Source organism: Citrobacter sp. Cpo091 (assembly GCF_030332645.1).
Taxonomy (GTDB): Bacteria; Pseudomonadota; Gammaproteobacteria; order Enterobacterales; family Enterobacteriaceae; genus Citrobacter; species Citrobacter portucalensis.
In genome coordinates this window covers 109,964-130,719 of the sequence record NZ_JAOWHL010000017.1, presented here as the reverse complement: position 1 = coordinate 130,719, position 20,756 = coordinate 109,964, and the positions used below count along the sequence as shown (strand labels likewise).

Below are 20,756 nucleotides of genomic sequence, written 5' to 3'. Positions count from 1 at the left end.
ATATGAGCAACATCACTATTTATCACAACCCGGCCTGCGGCACGTCGCGTAACACGCTGGAGATGATCCGCAACAGCGGTAATGAGCCGACCGTTATTCTTTACCTTGAGACCCCACCTTCACGCGATGAGCTGGTCAAACTCATTGCAGATATGGGCATTTCCGTCCGGGCTTTGCTGCGTAAGAACGTCGAACCGTATGAGGAACTGGGTCTTGCAGATGATAAATTTACTGACGACCAGCTAATCGATTTTATGTTGCAACATCCGATCCTGATTAACCGTCCGATTGTAGTGACGCCACTGGGAACTAAACTTTGCCGTCCTTCTGAAGTCGTTCTGGATATCCTGCCAGAATCTCAGAAAGGGGCTTTCACCAAAGAAGATGGTGAAAAAGTCGTTAATGATGCAGGTAAAAGACTGAAATAAAAATGAGGGGGGCATTTGCCCCCTTCATGGTTACTTAGCCATTTCTTTCAGTAGGTCAATACCTACCGGCTCTTCGCTCTGTAACGCAGTTAATGCAATACGCTTTGCATACTGCTCTTCCACATCAGAGATGAGAGGCAACTCGCGGTTCGCCCTGGTCTTCAGGAAAGGTGAAGATGGTTCAGCTGCCGCCAGGCTGTTATTCACAACCCATGCCCATGGCTCGATGCCAGCGCGACGTAAATCCTGCTGTAGGTTCGCCGCTTCCAGTACTGGTGTCGTTTCGGCAAGCGTCACGATAATAACCTTTGTCTTCTCCGGGTCCTGCAATTGCATCATTGGCGTCATCACATGGTCATGTGTTTGCCCCATCTGACGCACCATTTCCCGGTGATAGGCTCCTGTTGCATCCAGTAGCAGAAGTGTGTGACCCGTTGGCGCGGTATCCATAATGACAAAATGATCGTCTGCCTCTTTGATGATCCGCGAGAATGCCTGGAAGACGGCGATCTCTTCAGTACATGGCGAGCGGAGATCTTCCTCCAGCACTGCTAGTCCCTCAGCGTCTAATCCTTTGCCCTGATTTTCCAGCACAAAGCGGCGATAGCGCTCTGTCTCCACCTTCGGATCGATACGGCTGACCTGAAGATTTGGCAGCGAGCCATCCAGAGTGTAAGACAGATGTGCCGCCGGATCGGATGTGGTCAGGTGGACCTTGTGACCACGCTTAGCCAGCGATACCGCTACCGATGCCGCTACGGTCGTTTTACCCACTCCGCCTTTACCCATCGTCATGACCAGCCCTTTGCCTGTCTGGCTGAGTTCATCGACCAGTGAGGCAAGTTTCGGTAAATCCAAAGTATTCAGCGTGGTAGCAGGGAGCGGCAGCGAGGCTTTGTTCTCCGTAAATAACTGACGCAGGGCTTCCAGACCGACCAGATTAAATGGCTTCAGATACAGCTGCGAGCGGGGAAGGTTCGCCAGGTTCTCTGGCATTGCCTGTAATGCTTTTTCTTCTCGAGCCAGAATACTTTGCGCGAGTGGATCATTTTCACCCGCAAACGGCGGCAGCACGCCATTAATGGCAAGGTGTTGATGCTGCAAACCGATAGCAGAAAGCTCATCGTGCGTATGAGAGACTTCTTTCAGTGTTGAAGCTTGGGCTCGGGCAACCAGAACCAAGCGCGTGAGAGCTGCATCAGACAGCGCCTTAACCGCGTCTGAGTACTGGTGCTGTTGTTTCTCCAGCCCCACCAGCGGCCCGAGGTTAGCGGCGGCATCAGGGTTCGCTTCGAGATAACCGCTCCAGGCCCCCGGCAACTCAAGCATACGGATGGTATGACCGGTTGGCGCAGTATCAAATACGATATGGTCATACTTTTCCCGCAACTCATGGTTGGTAAGAAGACCAGTAAACTCATCAAATGCCGCGATTTCCGTAGTGCATGAACCGGAGAGCTGTTCTTCAATGCTGCTGACCACATCGGCTGGCATCAGCCCGCGAACCGGGTCGAGTACTCGGTCACGATAAGCCTGTGCTGCAGCCATCGGATCAACTTCCATCGCGGCAAGATTTTCTACGGTACTGATATCTGTGATTCGGTGGCCGATAGTCTGGCAAAAGACTTGGCCGACATTGGAAGCCGGATCGGTACTCACCAGAAGCGTTCTCTTACCCTGATCGGCCAGCCATACCGCAGTAGCACAGGCCAGGGATGTTTTACCCACGCCACCTTTGCCAGTGAAGAAGATGAACGGGGGAATGTCTTTTAAAAATGGCATATTCATCAGTGATTGCTCCTCTGGAATTAAGGCATACGTGGAATGCTGCAGCAGCGTGGTTGTGCGCTGTCTTTACTCCAGTCCTGAGTAAGCGGAATACCTGCCCAACGGGCGATATCTTCACGAGTCGGCAGTTTGCCTGCCATCACGAGTTTGCCGTCGAGCAAGGTGACAGGGAGGGACTCCATCCCTGATGTGTTCAGAAACTCTTTAATGACCGGCGAATTCAGGAACTGCTGCGGGTTCTTCGCAAGGCTGTAGCGCTGTATATCAACGCCATTCTTTTTCGCCCATTCGGCGCTGGCGTTCCATTTGACGGCTTCGTCACTGACTACAACGCTGCTGGTTGCACAGCAGCCTGCTGCTTCAAAGATCTCAATTTTTGACATGGACTGTTTACCTCAGTGTTTAGTCATTTGGCTTTACACTGAGGTAAACGAAGGTGGTGGGGAAAAGATGCGCGATTAATTCATTTTTTTGTGGCAGCAGACGGGAGACGTGTCATCCGCCTCAATCTGACAAAGTTCTGCCATCGTTTCTTTCAGGTGCTTTCTGGCCCGTAGTAGTCGGGATTTAAACGCCGTAAGCGTGATTCCCAGTTCATCGGCCAGGGACTGCTGGGGACGCCGGTTAAGGTCGGATTCTTCAATCAACCACCGCTCATCTTCAGGTAATGCCTGCAATGTTTCAGGCAGGCAAATATCCAGCGTTGAGATTGCATCAGGGGATGCATCAGTTAATGGGGCATCATCTTCCAGCTCAACGAATTCCCTGGTGGTGCGGTACTCATCAATCAGCAGATTCCTCGCCGCCCGATACAGCCAGGCTCGCGGATTCTCCATTTCGCAGAAACTGTCTGAATGAGCGCGGGCACGCAGGAATAGCTCTTGCAGAAGGTCTGCTGCTTTTTCGCTATCACCTGTCTTCGATGTCAGAAAGCGAGATAGTTCGGCTTCATGTTGCCGCCAGAACACGCTCATGCAGTTGTTGAATGCCGTTACATCACTCATACCAGCCCTCAAATTTTGCTCTGATTAACCCGCCGTGAAAGTTCTTCTGCAGACTCTTTTCGTTCGCTGTAGCGATCAACGAGATAGGCTGAGTTACCTCGGGTCAGCAGAGTAAATTTCACCAGTTCTTCCATCACATCCACGATCCGGTCGTAATAAGACGACGGTTTCATTCGTCCATCTTCATCAAATTCCTGCCAGGCTTTTGCCACGGAGGACTGATTCGGGATGGTGATCATCCGCATCCAGCGGCCAAGAATTCGCATCTGGTTTACGGCATTGAAAGACTGAGAGCCACCGCAGACCTGCATAACGGCCAGTGTCTTACCCTGCGAAGGGCGAACAGCGCCTTCTGATAACGGTATCCAATCAATCTGGGCTTTCATGATGCCGGTCATCGCACCATGGCGTTCAGGGGAACACCACACCATCCCTTCGGACCAACGAACCAGCTCGCGCAGTTCCATGACTTTAGGATGCGAGTCAGGCGCATCATCAGGAAGAGGCAAGCCTGAGGGATTGAAGCTCCGAACCTCTGCGCCCATGGCTGTAAGCAATCTTGCCGCTTCTTCCGTTGCCAATCGGCTGTAAGAGCGTTCACGTACAGAGCCGTATAGCATGAGGATTCGCGGCGGATGAGGAACGGCAGGAACACCGAATCTTGCTTCTGTGATTGAGGTGTCGAACAAACCCGCATCAACATTCTTAAGATCACCTGTCATTTTACTTCTCCGTCTTCTGGGGCAGGGGGAGGCAGTCGTTAGTCCCTGAGCAGCATTCTTCTGTCAGGAAGGCAATCAGAGCCTCAAGGTTTTCATATCGAGCGTGGCAAAAGAGCGTTCTACCCTGACGTTCCTGGCGTACCAAAGAAACTGATATCAACGAGGAAAGATGATGGCTCAACGTAGACGCTGGGATTTCGAGCAGCTTCTGCAGTTCGCCAACCGGTAGCCCTTCATGCCCGGCTTTAACCAGCTCTCTGTATACGCTTAGGCGCGTAGGATGACCCAGCTCTTTCAGGGTTTCTGCTGCTTTCGATAGCTCCATTTGCATCTCATTTCTATATTTCCGGAATTATAGAAATATATCTAATTTCCTTTCCTGGTAAAAGAGGGACAATGGTCGATGTCGGCACGCTCAGATTTAATCTACGAACTCTACCGACCGAAACTGTCTCTTAAACGTCTAACACATAAATCAAGTCGCTACATTTCGGACAAACCTTGTCCCCATGCCAGTGAGTATCGCACCAGCAGCATCGCCATTGCCGTATCGTCGTGTTAGTAGGTCGAAGGCGCATTTCTGAAGGCGGGATAGTTTTTGGCGAGGTTTGTTCTGGTACTGTTTGGAGCTTGTTAAATCGACATGTTTTAAGCCGAGCAATATTGTTGATATGCCTTGGTATGTGCACAAACGTTCTTGTAGATGTCAGAGGATCAAACTGAACACCGATCTGCAGTTTGCAGTAAATACAAAGCAATGAATCAAAATCAAACTGTTGAACAGATTCTGGTGTAACCCATTCACCATCTACGGTGACGGCGTGAGTGGCTAAGACGAAGTAATTCATCATGAACTCCGTAACAAATGAAAAAAGCCAGCATGGTTAGCTGGCTTTGTAGATAGAGGGGGGAAGGAAGCATTACCGACTGTTACAACAGCTTAGGTTTACCGGCCTATTTATGCTCTCTTCCTTTTTTTCAATGAACGTACTTCTCCGCGACCAAAGGTTCTGGCATTACCCGGAAGAACCAGACGTGCGCAGGCATCGATTTTGGTGATGTAACTTAGCGCCTTAAGTAACCCCTTGTCCTTACTACTGTCACCGCGTTTCAGTTTGCCGAGGCAGCAGTCCTCATAACGCTCTTTGTAAGCGTTGCAGTTGTAGAACATGCCTTTACCTTTAGTAATAGTTTCATTCCAGTATCTCCCGAAAGCATGAGCAATCACGCCATCCTGTTGTGCCTTATTACCATTTAAGATAAATAGCATGTGGTAATGAAATTTACGTTGTGGGCCATATTCCAGTTTCCATACCGTCCCGAGGACATGGCGAAACATTGGATTCTTTTGCATATTGCGAAACAGCTGCTGACGGTGCTTACGGGCATCATCAGCAGTGATATCAGCTTTGTGCTCATTTGCCCATGATAAATCAACCCGCAAGACCAGCAGCCGCGAATGACGCTCCTGCAGATGTCTGATGTAATTCATCACTCCCTTCAGATTTTTAACCGAAGCCCTCTGGTACTTTCTGCATGCTTTTTTAAATCCTGCCTGGCTCACAGTAAACCGGTAATCCAGTATCAGCTTATTCAGCATTTCTGCTGTGGTAACAGTGTCTGCCCCTGCTATTTTCCCGTTATGGACACGCGAATATAAATCGGCGCTAGTAAATAAACGCTGGAAGGTAGCTATACGTGGATTAGCTATTCGTACTTTCATTGCATCTTGTGGCAACATATTGAGATAACGGATGGCATCAAGAATGGTGGCTGACTCAGCACTCTCTTTGTATCCTGAACGGTTATACAGAATAGTGAAAGGTAACTTACGTCCTCTACTGATAGTTTTAAGACAACTGTCCAGTTGTTCTAATCTGAATCTGAATACATTGTCATCAGATATGATTAGGTGTGGAGTGTTATTTTCAATGTGATATTCAGTATGAGATAAAAGGAATGATTCAGGTAAGTCCATGATGTGTTTCTCTGAAGCCAGTCAGGAATGACTGACTGGCAATGTATTTGTGTGGTTATTGGATGAGTGTCTTTGTCTGATATTCAGTATGAATAGTGACATCAGAGGTAGAGTATGTGTGATAACAGAGTGTAAGTGTATGACGCTATAATGAGTGTGATAAAACGTGTTTATATGAAGTGATATTGACTTGTGATTGAGTGCATTAAAGAATAATTGATAATGCATTGAATACAATAATAAATAAACCGACTTTATAAATCACATTAAACTCACACGGCATAAGGCGTGAGAGTATATAAACATGGTGTAAAGTTAGTAACCCTCACCATCACCATCTTTAGCAGTCTTTTATGTTCTCGGCTCATTAACACGAGCTTCCAACCACTCTTTTACTTCACGCTCTATCCAGCGGGAACTGCGGCCAAATTTTACAGGTTTTGGAAACTTTCCTTGCTGTGCCATTTTATAAAACCACTTATCAGACAGACTGGTCAGCTCGGTAATGAAAACCATATCAACGAATCGGTCTTTATAAAGATCAATCTCTTTCATGACTTCTCCAAAAGAATTTATCATGAGGACGCCGGGCGGCATCCTTTCAAATGGATAGGTCATGTATGTATGGTTTTACATTTCTAAGGAGAGTCTCCATCGTGGTTGAAGAGTCATTACTGAAGGCATGCTGGGACAGGTTATGGCCTTTCACTATGGCGATAAGGAAACTCTCCTTACATACCTGTCTAAAAAAAGCTACTTTCTGTGTAATTTGTCAGTAATACTGGACTTTCTATCAAAAAAAACACTACAAAAAAACTATGAAAAATCCACTTGTTGACTACGTAATACACTACATCTATTATCAGTATAAAAATAATGGATATGCTGTAAATTGAGTCCGCCATTCGAAGAGGTAAAAGATGAGTTTAAGCAAAGGTAAGAATGAGGATTACCGGCTAAAAATAAAAACAAAAAGAGAACTATCCGTTTTTTATTGGTTTGTAATGGAAAATAAACCTATGGTCGATCATTACCGTTCCTCACCTCTAAAAAACATGAAAAGAATAAATTCAATTTATCGAATGAATATACGGGATGCCCCTTTACTATTATCTGAAATTGTCAGCGATTATTATTCAGGTGTCCTTGATGCCATACTTTATTATGAAAGAAAAATAGAGTTGTTTCTTGACTCACTTCTTCCGGAGTCAGAGTTTGAATGGTTCAGGAAAAATGAGCATGCCTGCTATTTTGTGTGGTTAAGCATTAAAAAATATTATCCTCTACTATCTTCTGAAATGATAAATATCCAAAAGGAGGTTGCACCACAAAAATTTAGTCATGTCCATTCCCTGACTGATCTATCCGTTTCTGATAATTTCAACCCAAATACTCAGTATGCGATTGCGTTAGAATCATTTCTTTCAGAAATAAAATCGCTGCATACACATCCCACATCCCATAAAGAACGTTATAACTCCATTCTGTATTTTATGGATTTAGTCCCAGCATACTTCATTGATAAATTATCATTTATAAAAAACATAAGATCCCAATGGGATAATAAATTTAAAGCAAAACGTAAGTTAAGCATTCCCATGGACAATACAGAGTTATGCCAGTGGGCCTGGGAATATATGAAAAACAAACCGTCCAGGAGAATGCGTATTTACGACCAAAGCACAGACACCCCGGAGAAGAGTGTTGCATTATCTGGTGAATATAATATCCACTCAGTATGCACTGCTGACAACAAAGATGATATCTGCAATCAGAATATGTCAGAAAGTACTTCACAGGAAGATTACGATAAATCAACCGGCAATGACGCCGCTAGTGATAAGAATTCAGGGCATGAAAGTGGCACAAAAAAGGTTAGTTACAGAACCATAGACCTTTCCCCGGAAGATGGCGGTCTACTTTCCAGTTTTAACAAAATTGGCTGGCATGATGCATTTGAGATCATTCAGCCATCGACACCAAAAGAAACATATTTAGCTATCCATGCAGTCTGGATTTTCTATGTTGGAGGAACTTACATCGAACCAGAACTGTATCAGCAGTTTAAGCGTGCCAGGGATACATACCTTACCCGTAAAAGAAAAAATAAAAAGAATCAGTAACAAACTACAGCTAATAAATTAACTAGTGGGGAATTGGCGATCTTATTACTCAGGATAAATTACCCCATAAAAGTGCCTTGAAAGTACTCCACATATTTTCACACCTATATTACCCCCATGAAGCCGCGCCGGTATGTATTACTGGTGTGGCTTCTGTACATTGATCTGTTGTACCGATCGATACTTAAATCATGATAGCCAATGACTATTGATAATGATGTATCGATCGTTTTAATGATAGATTCAAACGATCAATTTTCTGAAACTGATCTGTATTAACGATTATCTGCTAGCTCATTTTATCAATACGATCAGCCTGCTCCCCTTAACACGGAAGCGGGCTTTTTTGTATCTAAATCATCAGGAAAGGAAACCAAAATGCTCAGAAACTATTATGCAACTCTGGCTGGATTACTGCTGCTTAGCCACAGTGCCAGCGCCGTACAGGCTGACCAGCAATGGGGTGACTGGTACGGGAACATCAGTGCCATGGAGTTTGAACTCAATACTCAAAATGCTTCAGGCGAAGTGCTCACACTGACCTGCACAAGCGGAAAGCTGGCTGCTGCTTACAGCGTACCTGCGGAGGATTACCGCGTCTCGTCACAAACAGGGCTTTCTGATCCTGGAGTCAGTATCAATGGTACAAACCATCCTCTGGATGAAACGACCTTTACTGCGCTAAAAGCGACAAGTGAAAAAGACGTAATAAAAATGACCTCAATGAATGCCGCTATCTCTAAAAAATTCAGCGCCAAAGGGCTGAATGAAGCACTGGCTGATACCACATGGCAGGACTGTATTAATCACTAATAAACTGAAAGGAAACCTTATGCGTAAACTCGTTGTTTTATCTCTCAGCTCTGCAGCACTGTTTATTCCATTGGTCTCGTCTGCAATGACAATTCACGGCGACATACATCCCGGACGCTATACCTTCTTTCTGACTCAGGAAGGCAGTAATCAACTGAAACAGGCAAATGACCGGATAGCGAAGAACCCGCAGGCTTATACGCTTGATGTGAATCACACCGGCATTCAACCCTTTGACGCTGTTCGCTGGGACGGGAAGCCTGTAAAAGCTGTCACCTGCGTCCTGGTAGACGGCGTGATGATGGGACAAAAAGCCACGTGGTCACAATGTAAAGACGAGAGTGGTGCTGAGTATTTCGGCAATAAAGGCTGGCTGGTACGTGATTATGTGGCAAAAGCCTGTGAAGTCGGAAAATCAGATTGTCCTGTTTATCTTGTGCTTCAGACAGATCCGCCAACCATGCGCAGCGATATGGCGAATTTCGTACCTGCTCCTAAAAACTTTAATGCTTCGACAAGCCTGACGGATGAAATTAAATCTGAAGGTTGCCAGATGGCGGATAACTCATTTGAACATGCCAAAAGTAGTCTGCGTTGTCGTGCCATTAATACCGTGCGTTTCATCCGCAAACAAAATACCGAAGCGGCATATGAAGCTGACTTAACCACCACAACGGGTGAAGCTCTCACTATGACAGTAGGGTACACCTACGGTAATGCCTCCAGTAAAGAGCCGGGCTGGCGCACAATTTCGGTCGACCAGGGAGACATCATTACTGATATCCGTAAGCAAGGCCAGTGGATTCCCAATGGTTATAAATAACATTATCAGTGAGATAAATTTTTAACCGTTATTCAGCTAACGGAGGTTCAGTGGGAAAAACATTACATCAGGAAACGCTACCAACCGTGGACTGTACCTGGCAACTTGTTTTGAGTGTTGCCGGTGTGACATTGATGCGCAGCAATTCTGTTGCGGTTAAAGCACTGGGTGCCAGCCTCACCACAATGAGTCTGATACGCATCATCAAAAAACTCGCCACACTTGCCTGATCTCCCTTGCTGCAAGCTCAGAGGAAAAAAGCAATATGTCTGAAAATACCCAAGGAAAACTCAAGGGACTGAAAGAGAAATTAAATCTGCGGGGAAATATCTCCCCCACTGATAACAAGGATGAGCAGGTAGAAGAAAATGTCAGTGAGCAAATTACAGAAGGGCCAGAATCCCGTACTACCCGATATAAGCGATTGCTCGACAATATCGTTATCAGCGGTTTGCTGACCATTGCCGAGGATAAACTCAGTGACGATGTGTTTATCGAGTCGATGTTCAGTAAGGCTTATGAGCTTCTGCCTGTGCCGGTCAGACTGGTTGTTAGAAGGGAATGGTGTCTGGATTATCTCCAGTCACGGAAAGCCCCGTTACTGGCGCAGCTCCAGCTCTACCGGGCCGAAAGGCACGGCTCAGCAGAAATGGTGCCGCCTGCCCTGGAGCCCACGTTACCACCAGCGACCTAATCAGACTAATCAATAACAGACAGGGCCATCCTTCGGGGTGGCCTTTTTTATGTCCATTTTCTACAGGAGTTTTTATGACCCGTTTAGCCAGCCGCTTCGGCTCAGTCAATCTTGTTCGCCGCGACCGCCCGCTAACCCGTGACGAACTGGCGCACTATGTGCCGAGTGTCTTCAGCGAAGACAAACATGAATCCCGAAGTGACAGGTACACCTATATCCCAACTATTTCCCTGCTCGATAACCTACAACGTGAAGGCTTCCAGCCATTCTTTGCCTGCCAGACCCGAGTTCGAGACCAGAGCAAACGAGAGCATACGAAGCACATGCTGCGCCTGCGTCGTGAAGGTCAGATTACTGGCAAACAGGTTCCAGAAATTATTCTACTAAACAGCCACGACGGCTCTAGCTCATATCAGATGTTACCGGGGTTATTCAGATCGGTTTGCCAGAATGGGCTGATTTGCGGTGAGAGTTTTGGTGAAGTTCGTGTGCCACATAAAGGCAACGTAGTAGAGAAAGTAATCGAAGGAGCATACGAAGTACTGGGGATATTTGACCGCGTAGAAGAGAAGCGCGATGCCATGCAGTCGCTTTTGTTGCCGCCTCCCGCTCAGCAGGCAATGGCTAAAGCGGCATTAACCTATCGCTTTGGTGAAGAGCATCAGCCGGTGACAGAATCGCAGATACTTTCCCCACGCCGCTGGCAGGACGAAAGCAATGATCTCTGGACCACTTACCAGCGTATTCAGGAAAACCTGATTAAAGGCGGTCTGTCGGGGCGAACGACCAAAGGTCAACGCTCCCATACACGTGCCGTTAAAGGCATCGACGGGGATGTGAAGCTGAACCGCGCACTTTGGGTGATGGCCGAGAATATGCTGCAGCTTGCTTCATGAACCTTTTTACCATCCATCTCTTCATGCCCTGCCACTAAGCAAGCGGGGCATTTTGTTTTAAGGAGCAATTATGTCGGCACTCAATTTATCCCCAATATTCCTGCCAAATGAGCAGCGCGTTATTCGTCGGGCGTTACGACTGCTGGAAAAATATCAGCGTCAACCGAGTGAGTCTTTTACCTCCACCAGCTTCACCAAGACCTGGCTTCAGCTACAGATGGCTCATCAGGAGCGAGAAGTATTTATCGTGATGTATCTCGATAACCAGCACTGCCTTTTGGGGCGAGAAACGCTGTTTACCGGCACGCTCAGCCATACCGAAGTACATCCACGCGAAGTTGTGAAGTCTGCCCTGAAGCACAACGCCGCTGCAGTAATTCTGGCGCATAACCATCCGTCCGGTACGACAGAAATCAGTCAGCAGGATAAACACATCACCCAGCGAATAATGAAAGCGTTAGCACTGGTAGAAGTGCGAGTGCTGGATCATTTGGTTGTTGGGAACGAAGTGGTGTCTTTTGCTGAATGTGGTTGGTTGTGAGGTGCAGAATGAAAATCATCAGTAAGCGCCAGGCGATGCATATTTATCGTCAGCATCCCGAATCCCGGTTATCTGCCTTCTGTACAGGTCATTACCAGTGGCATGGCAGTGTCTGCCATTACTACGGACGTGAAGTTCAGGACATCGGCGGTGTACTCGCTGTTTTTGTTGAGCGTCGTCAGGACCGGGCAGGCCCATATGCCATCCTTCGCAGCGTGACGATGAATTAATCACTTCTCTCAGTCATTAAGGAATATGTTAATGCAATCGACCACCTTATCCGGCTCATCAACGGAGAACGCATCCTGCCTTCAGTGGGGATTAAAACGTAATATCAAGCCGTGCTTCGGCGCTCGCCTGGTACAGGAAGGCAACCGTCTCTACTTTCTGACTGATCGGGCTGGGTTTGATGGCTCATTCAGTGACGATGAAGCTTTGCGTCTGGACCAGGCATTTCCACTGATGATGAAACAGCTTGAGCGGATGCTCACGACTGGCGAGCTTGATCCTCGCAGCCAGCACTGCGTCACAAGGCATCACAACGGACTTACTTGTGAAGCTGACACTCTCGGCTCTCATGGCTACGTTTACATTGCCATATATCCCCAGTCAGCTCTAACCAGATAACACCTTCCTCTTCTTTTATCAGGGACTCAACACATGCATATTTCAACTGTACCGGCAACGGTGACGGTTTCGTCACGCCTGTCTCCTGTCCAAGTTTGGCAAAAACTATTAACGTATATTTTAGAGCATCATTACGGCCTCACGATCAACGATACACCGTTCAGTAACGATACGACGATTCAGGAACATATAGAGGCGGGAGTGAATCTTACTGATGCTGTTAATTTCCTTGTGGAACGATTCGATCTTGTGCGCATTGACCAGAAGGGTTTCTCCTGGCAGGATCAAGAACACTGGATAACATCTTTGGATGTTCATCGGGCACAGTTCAACCTTGGCTTGAAACGCTCATAAATCAGCCAGCTGATCATTAAGGAAAAACATGTGGGGGCATAATCGGGGGCATGTCAGTAAAGCGCATATGAAAATAATCAATAAATTCAACATGATTAACCACCAAATGCGACTCCTGTGATCTTCCGCCAAAATTCTCATATCATCCCAGCCATTTGCCATATATTCTCAGCATATGCATGCTTTTATAATTCTCGCCCACAATATCTATTTTCATTTATGATTAACGAGAATCCCATATGAGCACAGCCCTTACGATCATGGCCATTGCTGCTACTGTAATTAGCCCATTATTAGCCATTCAGACACAGAAATTTATAGAAAGATATTCTCAGAAAAAATCATTAAAAATTGATATATTCAAACAACTTATGGCTACTCGATCTCAGAACTCTCGACTGTCTAATGAACATGTTCGCGCATTAAATATGATCGACTTAGCATTTTACGGAAAAATAAAAAGAGGAAGAACCAAGAGAAGCGATTCTGAAAGTAAGGTATTATCTTCGTGGAAACTTTACTTTGCACATTTAAATACATCTTACCCTGATAATGATAATGCATCTGGCACCATATGGAACCAAACAAGCAACAATCTTTTTCTAGACTTGCTATCAGAGATAGCGAAAGATATTGGCTATGATTTTGAGCGAGTTCAATTACAAACAGCCATATATTCACCTATTGCCCACGGGGCAATAGAAAACGATAAATTAAAAATTAGACAGGGGTTGGCTGCAATATTCTCAGGAGAAAATGCCCTAAAAATGGAAATTATTAATATTCCCGCAAGACAGGGCAATTAATCTATTCACTATTTATCCTGTGGCTCAATACCTAACCGTTCCAACTCCTTTCTCCCTAAAGTTTTGAGCCAATTCCCCAAACTCATCCCTTCGGCCTTTGCCGCAGCCTCGAACTGCGCCTTTAACTCGGGTGTGATACGAATCTGGAAAGTTGGTGCTTTTCCGGATTTAGACTGATTTGGATCGCGTTTAGCTGTTGACATGTACGTACCTTTATATCTGGCGACCTGACTTATAACGCCCTCGCATGGTATTCGCAGTACCCGACGAGAGCTAACCTCACCAACTATCAAGGAGTTGATTATGGCTGATTCGCATTCTACCCCAGACACCGACCAATCCGGAACCGAGCGTTCGGTAATTGTGGGATACCGCCCTAATGTTTTCGACAAATCTACACCCAAAATTATTCTTTCCGGCAAGTGGCTACGCGAAGCGGGGTTTGATACGGGGCAACAGATTACCGTAAAAGTGATGAATGGCTGTATCGTCCTGATGGTCTATGGCGAGCAGGAGCAACGGTTGCAGGATGAGCTGAAAGAGGCACATCAGAAGCTGAACAGAATCGAGAGCACATTGGCGACTCTCCAGTGAAGCACGGCTGAACCTGCAAGCGGTACTTACAGGTTTACTTGGTGCCGGATGGCGCTTGCGCTTATCCGGCCTACTCAACTGAACTGGATTTGATAGAAAATGAACTATCCGGAAATTCCGGATAGTTCATTGGGAAGGGAAAGATTAGATTTTTCGGATCAATAGCTCTCTAGAATCATGTAAGTGACACTTACATGCTCACCTGGTGCCGGATGGCACTTGCGCTTATCCGGCCTACTTTCACAATACCCTATGTCTGACCACCCACCTCATAGTGACCCCCAGAAAGATATCGACTATAATGAACGAATCGAACGATTCATGCGAAATGGTGGCAATATGCATACTCTTACGGCAAATGAAGCCAAAACCCAGTTTGGCGATATGCTACTTAAAGCGCAGCGAGAACCTGTGCAAATTAATCGTAACGGTAAACCTGTTGCAGTTGTCGTCTCCATTGAAGACTATGAACAAATGGAAGCCATGAAGCTCCAGTTACTGAAGGCCAAAATTCAGCGTGCTCAAAACGATATTCATTTGGGCAATATTGTTGATGGTGATGCTTTTTTTGATGAGTTGATGGATCAACACAAAGGATAAAAAGTGAGTTACAAACTTACTGGAGAAGCACAGCGCGATATTATTGAAATCCGTGATTACACATCAAGAAATTGGGGCGCTAAACAGTCCAGGAGTTATCTTAGGAAATTACAGGTCGTTCTCTCTCAGTTAGCTGAAATGCCAGGCATGGGGCAGCATCGCATTGATGATTTTGGTGCAGATGTTTACAGCTTTCCTTATGTTAGTCATATGATTTACTACTGTGCACAAGACACAAATATTGTTGTATTGGCAGTCTTACACCAAAGCCGAGTACCAACAAAACATCTGGGACAACGTTTGTAACCCACCACCTTAATGCCGGATGGCGCTAACGCTTATCCGGCCTACGATTCCCAGAAAAAATAAAGCCGCCGATCGGTTAATCAGCGGCATTTACATTACTGCAATGCATCAGAAGTTATATTTCACGCCGAGCATACCGCGGGTATCGCTGTAGCCTTTATCCCCGACCTGTTGGGCCACGTTGCTCCACACATTGAGGCGCGGAGTGATTTGACCTTCAACGCCGACTTTCAGCTCGCCGATGTTTTTGGTGCCGCGCATGTCATTGCTCACATCGTCCATCTTCACGCTGGTCGTCTGCGTGTTGTGGATCCAGTTGGCTTCAACAAACGGCTGGAACTCGCGAGATTTACCGTCGTCGATGGCGTTGTGACCATTAATAAAGGCTTTCACACCCAGACGGGTCATCAGGTTGCCATCGGTGTTGTCCTTCACGCGGGTACCGTTCGCTTCGCGGTGACTGTCGGCTTGCACGTCCATCCATACCACCTGCGCTTTCGGTTGCAGCCAGTAGCTGTTGCGTTCGCTTTCACCCAGTTTGAAGCTGTAACCGGCTTCAACCGAAGCAGTTATCCCGCTGGATTTGTATTTCTCTGCTGCCTGCTCCTGGCCCATCACTTTGTTATCAAACCAGTTGTACAGCGCCCAGGTATCCACGTAGGTGCCGGTCTTGTCGGCGTCATTGGCATACCATGTGCCATACAGCCCCACGCTGTAACCAGTGACCTGGCCACGTGAATGGTAGCCGGTCAGACTGGACTGCGTGCGGTTCTGGCTGTTGGCATAACCGGCCATCGCGCCAAGGTGCCAGCGGTCAAGACCGTCGCTACTCCACTGCGCCAGGTCGCCGCCTAGCTGCATCACATAGCTGTTGCTTTGGGTTTTCAACTGCCCGCTACCGTCTTTGAAGCGGGTATGCGCCCCAACGTTACGCATCCACAGGCTGGTAACTTTCTTCTCGCCTGTCAGCATATCGACGTACTGCGTTTCACCCAGACGATCGTGCAGTCGGGTCATAAACAGCGTGTTAGCCGCATAGTTGTTCGCCAGATAACTGCCTGCTTCCGGACGGTATTGCTGCTCAGTGACAGGAGGCGCAACAGGTTCTTCCGGCTCAGGGATAATCGGGTCTACAGGATCGACCGGGTCTGGATCAATAGGGTCAACCGGGTCCGGATCAACAGGGTCCGGGTCATGCGGATCGACGGGGTCCGGGTCTTCCGGATCCGGCGGAGCAGGAATAAAGCTGGTCAGATACCAGTTACTGCCTTTCTGCACCACGTTATAGTCGTACGCACCGGCAACAATACGGCCCGCTTTCTCAAAAGTACCGTCAGAATTACCGGCCACTTCGATGATCTCAATACCTTCAATGGTCTGCGCCCCAGTTCCGCCAATGTTATTCACCGCCACAAACGCATTACCCGCGGTGTTGCCGAGCACTTTCAGCTTGTCGGTTTCGGAGGTATCGTCATTCAGGACAGTATTGAAAACCAGTTTGCCGCCGTTCCCGGTAAAATCTTCATTGATGGTAAGCGTCTGCCACGGTTCGCCGTCAGCATGCCCAAAGTTCACCACTGACCCGCCGTTCAGCGTCAGGTCGGTGAGCGTTGAGCTGTTAGTCATGTTCCAGGTCGCGTCGCTCATTTGCAGCGAGATAACGCCCGTCCCGGCAGTGACGCTGGTGATGTATGACGCCCCGCTCCACAACGAGTTGTCGGTCATGTTGAGCTTAATGGTACTGTTTTGCTGCGGCAGGCTGCTGGTTGCAGCAGTCGCGCCAGCGGCATGAAGATCGCCGTCGATAAGAAAACGCCCGCCAGTAGAACCGTCTACGATGCCGCCCGTTTCGGTGCTGATGGCATAACTTTCGTTGCTGTGATCGCCCGCCATGGTAATGGCGGCACCGCCTGCCAGATTTATCGCCCCGCGTGAAGTCGCATACAGGCCGCGTGGCGCTTTGCTGTATGACGCCGCTTTCGCCGAACTGTTCACGTTGATCGTTGCGTTTTCACCGAGATTCACGGTCGCGTTGGTGGAATAAACCGCATGAGCGCTGACGCCGTTGACCGTAATCGTCGCGTTGTTGCCCAGTTCCGTTTTGGACGATGAGGCGGCATAAATCCCCGTTGAAGAAGCACCCGAAGTCTCAATGGTGGCGTCATTGCCAAGCAGTATCGAGGAACCATTCTGCCCGGTGCGAAGACCCTCTGAACTGTCACCTGTCGTCACAATGTGTGCCCGGTCGCCAACGACAATTGTATTTTTGGCCTGCGTGGCGTCTTTCATCGCGTTTGCTGTGATACCACGTCCCTGGGAACCGGTGGTCTGAATATACAGATCGTCACCGACGTAAATGCTGGCCGAGCCCTTCCAACCCTGGCTATAGGAGTTGTAACCGGCGTTAATACCGTCACCATCCTGACCGTCCACATAAATGCTGGTGCGATCCCCGGTGATGATAAAGACCGGGTTATCCGGCGTATTGGCCCCGTGCGTGCGGATACCGTCAACATCTTTACCATTATTGGCGGCATTCTTCGACTGCGTGCGAATCGTCAGGTCATCCCCAAAAATAACGCCCGGACTACCCGTTGTACTGTTCTGAATAACGGTAACTGAGTGCTCAAAAGCTTCAGCGCCGGGTCCATTAATCGTTAATCCATTGCCATAAACGGGAATCGTGCCCGCACTCCATTGATAAACATAATTCGGCATGGCGCTGGTTTTAGCGAAACTGGCATTTGCCTGCGCTGGAATTATTGCCTGCAATTCCGGGGGCAGACTGCTAACCAGTCCGGTGGAGGGTAGACTATCAACGTCAACCCATGCCGCTTGAGCTGAAAATACCATAGAGGTTAATGCGGCTGAAACCGCTATGGCAATACGAGAATAAGATTTGGGATTTGGCATATTAGCCTCCTGCTTTCAGGCGTAGAGCGTCCACCACATCGCAAGGATGTGAAATAATAAAATTCAAAAAAACGTTATAAAATATTCGACAATATTTGATGAATACTATGGCCTAACTTATCTTCAAGCCTGAGCTTGTAGACATATATTTTCTTAATATCGATATTATCTATTTTGGTAATTTGCTGAATACTTTTCCCTGACACAAAACGCTTCAGTAATATCATTTCAGTATAGTTAAGTGAGCGTCCACGTTTGCTGTTAGCGAGATGACCAGTAAAGAGTCGCCTAATTTTCTGATGTTGAACTTCGTCATCATCATCAGAATATATAATCCCTTGTATTTTATTGCTTTTGGACAGCCAGTAGTTGGCTAACGGCGCCAGGTTCCTGTCTGCTATCAACACAATATGCATACCGCTGTAGGCAAGCCGGTCAACCCATTGCGGGTCGGCAAACAAGCGCAGATTCGGGAAAGAAAAGTCCACAAAAATAAACCCACGCGACAAATGGTTTTGATTATTAAGCAGAAGCTTTTCAATAATTCCTTTTTGCAGAAAACCATTCCCCTCAGGCCAGATCGCAAAAGCGGCACGGTGGCAGTAACTGGCGCGAACCGCAGTATCCGGAAATAATTGACAGGATAATTCACAGCTTATGCAACGAACAGTCTGTGACGGTGATCTCTTCATCAAAAATGACTCCTGTTATTTTTCCATAAATATTTCATTGGTAAATAAATGTGTCAATCCAACACGTTGTACGTTCCTTGTCAGTTAATAACAGTGGCGCTAATAAAATGTAATAAACTCCTGATGCACTAATATGTATGGGCTGTGAGTAATACGATTGCGCTAAGCTTATTTACGCTTTATCTCAGAATAACAACCTATGCTTTAGGAATTTTATGCATAAATTCAGACTCTAAGATAAACAGTAAAAAAGCACTATTTGCTAAAAAACAACCTGCATAAAAGTTACTTACTAATTACGTAATTCTGATAACTCAATCACCCTTGTCATGTTGTGGACAAATATAAAGATAATTCAGATAAAACTGTAATGAATTCTCATTATTTAACCTTAGTTAATTCTCACCTAAGAAATAAGATTGCTAACATGTTGTATTTAAAGAAGTTTTAATGAATTGGTGAAATTCTTATCTTCGTTCATGAACAAAGAGTGAGGCGCATTTTCGATTTGGATGTAAAATTTAAAGGATGCGTTAGCACACGCTGTGATTCGTTTTGGTTACTGAGGGCTGGGCAATTGTACCTTATCAATCAGTTGGTCGAATTTAATCCTGATAGCAAAAGTCTGGTCAATCGTCAGACCGGGCGAGCAATTCAGCTCCAGCTCCCTGCCTCGCTCTGTTTTCTCTATTTAATTACTCACGCAAGTGACATTGTTTCCCAGAACACGTTGATGACAATTGGTTGGGGTGAAAGAAATAATGTGACCACCACCAACACATTTTACCAGGCTATTCTGACGCTACGAAATGCGCTGGCGGACGTGGGGTTGCCTCGTGATACGGTGAAAACTATTTCCCGACGCGGGCTCAGATTAAATGAGAATACGCAAGTAGAGACAATAACGCTTCAACAGAGTGAAGTTTCCCCGCCGCCGGTTATTGAAGAAATCCCCCCCGCAAAGATAATTCCTTCGACACCACAACAAACGACGCAGATACCCTGGTTTGAGGTTTTATTTAGCGCCAGTGTCGTGATTGCCACGTTGATCATCTGGCTGGTGTGGTATCAAACGCGCCCTGTTATGCCGTTTAGTAAATTTGTCCAGGCTTCCATGCAGACCCCATCGCGGCAAAATTGCAAAATCTATTACTCACCAAATGAACACGACCAGCAAGGCTATTTCAATCTGATGCAGTTACATCCCTATCTCTGTGAAAACAACAAGCACGTATTTCTTACCGGTTACAGCAAAGCGGAAAGGATCGTGGCATTTGTCTGTGATAAAGATGCACGGGTGGATGCTAACGCATTTTGTACTACTCATTATTACTGGATGCGCGGGCAATGAAAAAAACACGCCACCTTATAGTGCTCGTGGCCGGGCTGGTTACTGTGCTCGGTTCAGGCGGATGGTTATGGCATTCACGCTATGCCGACAAACCGCTGAATTGCATCGGTAACATGGAATGGAATATTGGCAGCAACCGCTTTACCGGTACGTTATCGTTTCGGATGTACAACAGTGAAGGCCTGGCCACTATTACCGGCAAACTGTACGGGCGTAATACCTCAGACATTAGCAGGAACATCTATTTTAACTACACCCAAAAGCGCGATGCCCGAGTGCTACAGGCGATGCAGGTCGTCAAAACCTTCGCTGACACCGCTGATGAAGCGGATATTAACAACACATTACCTGGATTTTACCGCCAAAGCGGACGAAGCCTGAGCCTGGTCATGGAGGAGTATAAAGGTGCATGGATTTTTGCCAGCTCCAATGTGCCCTCGCTGTATTGCCGCAAAAGGTAGCGTCATATCCGGAAACAAAAAGTACGGCCCCTCAATGAAATTCACATTTGTCATCATTGACTTACGCGACATGGGTCACTGAATCCACACATAACCCATTGCTATTCTTCATCGCGAATCAGGAAACATCCTGAATATCATAATATCCGTTGCGTAATAATTAAGCGAAATGGGCGTTATATTTTGCCCAGAAGACTTCAACCTACGGATGGATATTTGGAGAAGACGTGGGCAGGGGCGTT

General features: G+C 46.8%; 28 protein-coding genes. 17 read left to right on the top strand and 11 right to left on the bottom strand.

Going from position 1 to position 20,756, the window contains the following annotated elements; translation table 11 throughout:
* Positions 1–2: 2 nt before the first annotated feature.
* Complete coding sequence (gene arsC / locus OGY04_RS00730; RefSeq protein WP_000065761.1) at positions 3–428, top strand: glutaredoxin-dependent arsenate reductase; 426 nt, start codon at positions 3–5, stop codon at positions 426–428.
* A gap of 30 nt (positions 429–458) precedes the next feature.
* On the opposite strand, the gene arsA is transcribed toward arsC, so the two are convergent.
* The 8 genes from arsA to OGY04_RS00695 form a co-directional block, all read right to left on the bottom strand.
* Positions 459–2,216: an arsenical pump-driving ATPase gene (gene arsA, locus OGY04_RS00725; RefSeq protein WP_096080156.1), complete on the bottom strand. Its 1,758-nt coding sequence runs from the start codon at positions 2,214–2,216 to the stop codon at positions 459–461.
* Between the two features lie 20 nt (positions 2,217–2,236).
* Complete coding sequence (locus OGY04_RS00720; RefSeq protein ID WP_032943271.1) at positions 2,237–2,599, bottom strand: arsenic metallochaperone ArsD family protein; 363 nt, start codon at positions 2,597–2,599, stop codon at positions 2,237–2,239.
* Positions 2,600–2,674: 75 nt separating this feature from the next.
* On the bottom strand, positions 2,675–3,220 hold the full coding sequence (locus tag OGY04_RS00715) for a sigma-70 family RNA polymerase sigma factor (protein WP_096080157.1): 546 nt from the start codon (positions 3,218–3,220) through the stop codon (positions 2,675–2,677).
* Between the two features lie 8 nt (positions 3,221–3,228).
* On the bottom strand, positions 3,229–3,942 hold the full coding sequence (arsH, locus tag OGY04_RS00710) for an arsenical resistance protein ArsH (RefSeq protein ID WP_207401551.1): 714 nt from the start codon (positions 3,940–3,942) through the stop codon (positions 3,229–3,231).
* Position 3,943: 1 nt separating this feature from the next.
* The gene (locus OGY04_RS00705; protein WP_020996602.1) at positions 3,944–4,267 is read right to left on the bottom strand and encodes an ArsR/SmtB family transcription factor; all 324 of its coding nucleotides are present in this window, start codon (positions 4,265–4,267) and stop codon (positions 3,944–3,946) included.
* Positions 4,268–4,397: 130 nt separating this feature from the next.
* The gene (locus OGY04_RS23155; RefSeq protein ID WP_437439330.1) at positions 4,398–4,520 is read right to left on the bottom strand and encodes a putative zinc ribbon protein; all 123 of its coding nucleotides are present in this window, start codon (positions 4,518–4,520) and stop codon (positions 4,398–4,400) included.
* Between the two features lie 380 nt (positions 4,521–4,900).
* A complete protein-coding gene (locus OGY04_RS00700) occupies positions 4,901–5,920 on the bottom strand; it encodes a YagK/YfjJ domain-containing protein (protein ID WP_096080159.1) in 1,020 nt (339 codons plus the stop codon).
* 351 nt (positions 5,921–6,271) lie between these two features.
* Positions 6,272–6,475: a helix-turn-helix transcriptional regulator gene (locus OGY04_RS00695; RefSeq protein WP_096080160.1), complete on the bottom strand. Its 204-nt coding sequence runs from the start codon at positions 6,473–6,475 to the stop codon at positions 6,272–6,274.
* Between the two features lie 365 nt (positions 6,476–6,840).
* On the opposite strand from OGY04_RS00695, the gene OGY04_RS00690 reads away from it, so the two are divergent.
* From OGY04_RS00690 to OGY04_RS00640, 11 genes are all read left to right on the top strand, one after another.
* Positions 6,841–8,043 carry a hypothetical protein gene (locus tag OGY04_RS00690; RefSeq protein ID WP_096080161.1) on the top strand — a complete coding sequence of 401 codons (1,203 nt, stop codon included), beginning with the start codon at positions 6,841–6,843 and terminating at the stop codon, positions 8,041–8,043.
* Between the two features lie 378 nt (positions 8,044–8,421).
* On the top strand, positions 8,422–8,856 hold the full coding sequence (locus tag OGY04_RS00685; RefSeq protein ID WP_096080162.1) for a hypothetical protein: 435 nt from the start codon (positions 8,422–8,424) through the stop codon (positions 8,854–8,856).
* A 19-nt stretch (positions 8,857–8,875) separates the two neighbouring features.
* Positions 8,876–9,679, top strand: a complete 804-nt coding sequence (locus tag OGY04_RS00680) for a hypothetical protein (RefSeq protein WP_096080163.1) — start codon at positions 8,876–8,878, stop codon at positions 9,677–9,679.
* Between the two features lie 50 nt (positions 9,680–9,729).
* Positions 9,730–9,909 (top strand): hypothetical protein, encoded by a 180-nt coding sequence (locus tag OGY04_RS00675; RefSeq protein WP_096080164.1) that lies wholly within the window; start codon positions 9,730–9,732, stop codon positions 9,907–9,909.
* Between the two features lie 35 nt (positions 9,910–9,944).
* Positions 9,945–10,373, top strand: a complete 429-nt coding sequence (locus OGY04_RS00670; protein ID WP_096080165.1) for a hypothetical protein — start codon at positions 9,945–9,947, stop codon at positions 10,371–10,373.
* A 74-nt stretch (positions 10,374–10,447) separates the two neighbouring features.
* Complete coding sequence (locus tag OGY04_RS00665; RefSeq protein ID WP_096080166.1) at positions 10,448–11,269, top strand: DUF932 domain-containing protein; 822 nt, start codon at positions 10,448–10,450, stop codon at positions 11,267–11,269.
* A gap of 70 nt (positions 11,270–11,339) precedes the next feature.
* Entirely contained in the window at positions 11,340–11,810 is a 471-nt protein-coding gene (radC, locus tag OGY04_RS00660; RefSeq protein ID WP_096080167.1) for a RadC family protein, read from the top strand.
* A gap of 8 nt (positions 11,811–11,818) precedes the next feature.
* On the top strand, positions 11,819–12,040 hold the full coding sequence (locus OGY04_RS00655; protein WP_096080168.1) for a DUF987 domain-containing protein: 222 nt from the start codon (positions 11,819–11,821) through the stop codon (positions 12,038–12,040).
* 31 nt (positions 12,041–12,071) lie between these two features.
* On the top strand, positions 12,072–12,437 hold the full coding sequence (locus OGY04_RS00650; protein ID WP_096080169.1) for a type IV toxin-antitoxin system YeeU family antitoxin: 366 nt from the start codon (positions 12,072–12,074) through the stop codon (positions 12,435–12,437).
* Positions 12,438–12,470: 33 nt separating this feature from the next.
* A complete protein-coding gene (locus tag OGY04_RS00645; protein WP_096080170.1) occupies positions 12,471–12,791 on the top strand; it encodes a TA system toxin CbtA family protein in 321 nt (106 codons plus the stop codon).
* A gap of 239 nt (positions 12,792–13,030) precedes the next feature.
* Positions 13,031–13,597 carry a DUF6680 family protein gene (locus OGY04_RS00640; protein WP_032945404.1) on the top strand — a complete coding sequence of 189 codons (567 nt, stop codon included), beginning with the start codon at positions 13,031–13,033 and terminating at the stop codon, positions 13,595–13,597.
* Positions 13,598–13,605: 8 nt separating this feature from the next.
* Here the strand turns inward: OGY04_RS00640 and OGY04_RS00635 are convergent, their stop codons facing one another.
* A complete protein-coding gene (locus OGY04_RS00635) occupies positions 13,606–13,800 on the bottom strand; it encodes a toxin-antitoxin system HicB family antitoxin (RefSeq protein WP_008786495.1) in 195 nt (64 codons plus the stop codon).
* A gap of 100 nt (positions 13,801–13,900) precedes the next feature.
* Between OGY04_RS00635 and OGY04_RS00630 the strand changes: the two genes are divergently transcribed.
* The 3 genes from OGY04_RS00630 (at position 13,901) to OGY04_RS00620 (ending at position 15,097) form a co-directional block, all read left to right on the top strand.
* Positions 13,901–14,191: a SymE family type I addiction module toxin gene (locus tag OGY04_RS00630; protein ID WP_071444564.1), complete on the top strand. Its 291-nt coding sequence runs from the start codon at positions 13,901–13,903 to the stop codon at positions 14,189–14,191.
* Between the two features lie 339 nt (positions 14,192–14,530).
* Complete coding sequence (locus tag OGY04_RS00625) at positions 14,531–14,791, top strand: type II toxin-antitoxin system Phd/YefM family antitoxin (RefSeq protein ID WP_008786497.1); 261 nt, start codon at positions 14,531–14,533, stop codon at positions 14,789–14,791.
* Positions 14,792–14,794: 3 nt separating this feature from the next.
* The gene (locus OGY04_RS00620; RefSeq protein ID WP_286584586.1) at positions 14,795–15,097 is read left to right on the top strand and encodes a type II toxin-antitoxin system RelE/ParE family toxin; all 303 of its coding nucleotides are present in this window, start codon (positions 14,795–14,797) and stop codon (positions 15,095–15,097) included.
* Positions 15,098–15,205: 108 nt separating this feature from the next.
* Here the strand turns inward: OGY04_RS00620 and misL are convergent, their stop codons facing one another.
* Positions 15,206–18,010 carry an intestinal colonization autotransporter adhesin MisL gene (gene misL / locus OGY04_RS00615; RefSeq protein WP_286584584.1) on the bottom strand — a complete coding sequence of 935 codons (2,805 nt, stop codon included), beginning with the start codon at positions 18,008–18,010 and terminating at the stop codon, positions 15,206–15,208.
* 74 nt (positions 18,011–18,084) lie between these two features.
* Positions 18,085–18,702 carry a helix-turn-helix transcriptional regulator gene (locus OGY04_RS00610; RefSeq protein WP_032945410.1) on the bottom strand — a complete coding sequence of 206 codons (618 nt, stop codon included), beginning with the start codon at positions 18,700–18,702 and terminating at the stop codon, positions 18,085–18,087.
* 577 nt (positions 18,703–19,279) lie between these two features.
* Between OGY04_RS00610 and OGY04_RS00605 the strand changes: the two genes are divergently transcribed.
* Together OGY04_RS00605 and OGY04_RS00600 are read left to right on the top strand one after the other, a co-directional pair.
* Positions 19,280–20,053: a winged helix-turn-helix domain-containing protein gene (locus OGY04_RS00605; RefSeq protein ID WP_020996049.1), complete on the top strand. Its 774-nt coding sequence runs from the start codon at positions 19,280–19,282 to the stop codon at positions 20,051–20,053.
* Positions 20,050–20,514, top strand: coding sequence for a YqeJ family protein (locus tag OGY04_RS00600; protein WP_149280807.1), 465 nt, complete (start codon positions 20,050–20,052; stop codon positions 20,512–20,514). The genes OGY04_RS00605 and OGY04_RS00600 overlap by 4 nt, the downstream gene beginning before the upstream one ends.
* Positions 20,515–20,756: the final 242 nt, after the last annotated feature.

What these genes read in the sequence shown, in the direction of transcription:
- arsC (WP_000065761.1), top strand. Translation starts at nt 3, where the DNA reads ATGAGCAACATCACTATTTATCACAACCCGGCCTGCGGCACGTCGCGT.
- arsA (WP_096080156.1), bottom strand. Translation starts at nt 2,216, where the DNA reads ATGAATATGCCATTTTTAAAAGACATTCCCCCGTTCATCTTCTTCACT.
- OGY04_RS00720 (WP_032943271.1), bottom strand. Translation starts at nt 2,599, where the DNA reads ATGTCAAAAATTGAGATCTTTGAAGCAGCAGGCTGCTGTGCAACCAGC.
- OGY04_RS00715 (WP_096080157.1), bottom strand. Translation starts at nt 3,220, where the DNA reads ATGAGTGATGTAACGGCATTCAACAACTGCATGAGCGTGTTCTGGCGG.
- arsH (WP_207401551.1), bottom strand. Translation starts at nt 3,942, where the DNA reads ATGACAGGTGATCTTAAGAATGTTGATGCGGGTTTGTTCGACACCTCA.
- OGY04_RS00705 (WP_020996602.1), bottom strand. Translation starts at nt 4,267, where the DNA reads ATGGAGCTATCGAAAGCAGCAGAAACCCTGAAAGAGCTGGGTCATCCT.
- OGY04_RS23155 (WP_437439330.1), bottom strand. Translation starts at nt 4,520, where the DNA reads ATGCGCCTTCGACCTACTAACACGACGATACGGCAATGGCGATGCTGC.
- OGY04_RS00700 (WP_096080159.1), bottom strand. Translation starts at nt 5,920, where the DNA reads ATGGACTTACCTGAATCATTCCTTTTATCTCATACTGAATATCACATT.
- OGY04_RS00695 (WP_096080160.1), bottom strand. Translation starts at nt 6,475, where the DNA reads ATGAAAGAGATTGATCTTTATAAAGACCGATTCGTTGATATGGTTTTC.
- OGY04_RS00690 (WP_096080161.1), top strand. Translation starts at nt 6,841, where the DNA reads ATGAGTTTAAGCAAAGGTAAGAATGAGGATTACCGGCTAAAAATAAAA.
- OGY04_RS00685 (WP_096080162.1), top strand. Translation starts at nt 8,422, where the DNA reads ATGCTCAGAAACTATTATGCAACTCTGGCTGGATTACTGCTGCTTAGC.
- OGY04_RS00680 (WP_096080163.1), top strand. Translation starts at nt 8,876, where the DNA reads ATGCGTAAACTCGTTGTTTTATCTCTCAGCTCTGCAGCACTGTTTATT.
- OGY04_RS00670 (WP_096080165.1), top strand. Translation starts at nt 9,945, where the DNA reads ATGTCTGAAAATACCCAAGGAAAACTCAAGGGACTGAAAGAGAAATTA.
- OGY04_RS00665 (WP_096080166.1), top strand. Translation starts at nt 10,448, where the DNA reads ATGACCCGTTTAGCCAGCCGCTTCGGCTCAGTCAATCTTGTTCGCCGC.
- radC (WP_096080167.1), top strand. Translation starts at nt 11,340, where the DNA reads ATGTCGGCACTCAATTTATCCCCAATATTCCTGCCAAATGAGCAGCGC.
- OGY04_RS00655 (WP_096080168.1), top strand. Translation starts at nt 11,819, where the DNA reads ATGAAAATCATCAGTAAGCGCCAGGCGATGCATATTTATCGTCAGCAT.
- OGY04_RS00650 (WP_096080169.1), top strand. Translation starts at nt 12,072, where the DNA reads ATGCAATCGACCACCTTATCCGGCTCATCAACGGAGAACGCATCCTGC.
- OGY04_RS00645 (WP_096080170.1), top strand. Translation starts at nt 12,471, where the DNA reads ATGCATATTTCAACTGTACCGGCAACGGTGACGGTTTCGTCACGCCTG.
- OGY04_RS00640 (WP_032945404.1), top strand. Translation starts at nt 13,031, where the DNA reads ATGAGCACAGCCCTTACGATCATGGCCATTGCTGCTACTGTAATTAGC.
- OGY04_RS00635 (WP_008786495.1), bottom strand. Translation starts at nt 13,800, where the DNA reads ATGTCAACAGCTAAACGCGATCCAAATCAGTCTAAATCCGGAAAAGCA.
- OGY04_RS00630 (WP_071444564.1), top strand. Translation starts at nt 13,901, where the DNA reads ATGGCTGATTCGCATTCTACCCCAGACACCGACCAATCCGGAACCGAG.
- OGY04_RS00625 (WP_008786497.1), top strand. Translation starts at nt 14,531, where the DNA reads ATGCATACTCTTACGGCAAATGAAGCCAAAACCCAGTTTGGCGATATG.
- misL (WP_286584584.1), bottom strand. Translation starts at nt 18,010, where the DNA reads ATGCCAAATCCCAAATCTTATTCTCGTATTGCCATAGCGGTTTCAGCC.
- OGY04_RS00610 (WP_032945410.1), bottom strand. Translation starts at nt 18,702, where the DNA reads ATGAAGAGATCACCGTCACAGACTGTTCGTTGCATAAGCTGTGAATTA.
- OGY04_RS00600 (WP_149280807.1), top strand. Translation starts at nt 20,050, where the DNA reads ATGAAAAAAACACGCCACCTTATAGTGCTCGTGGCCGGGCTGGTTACT.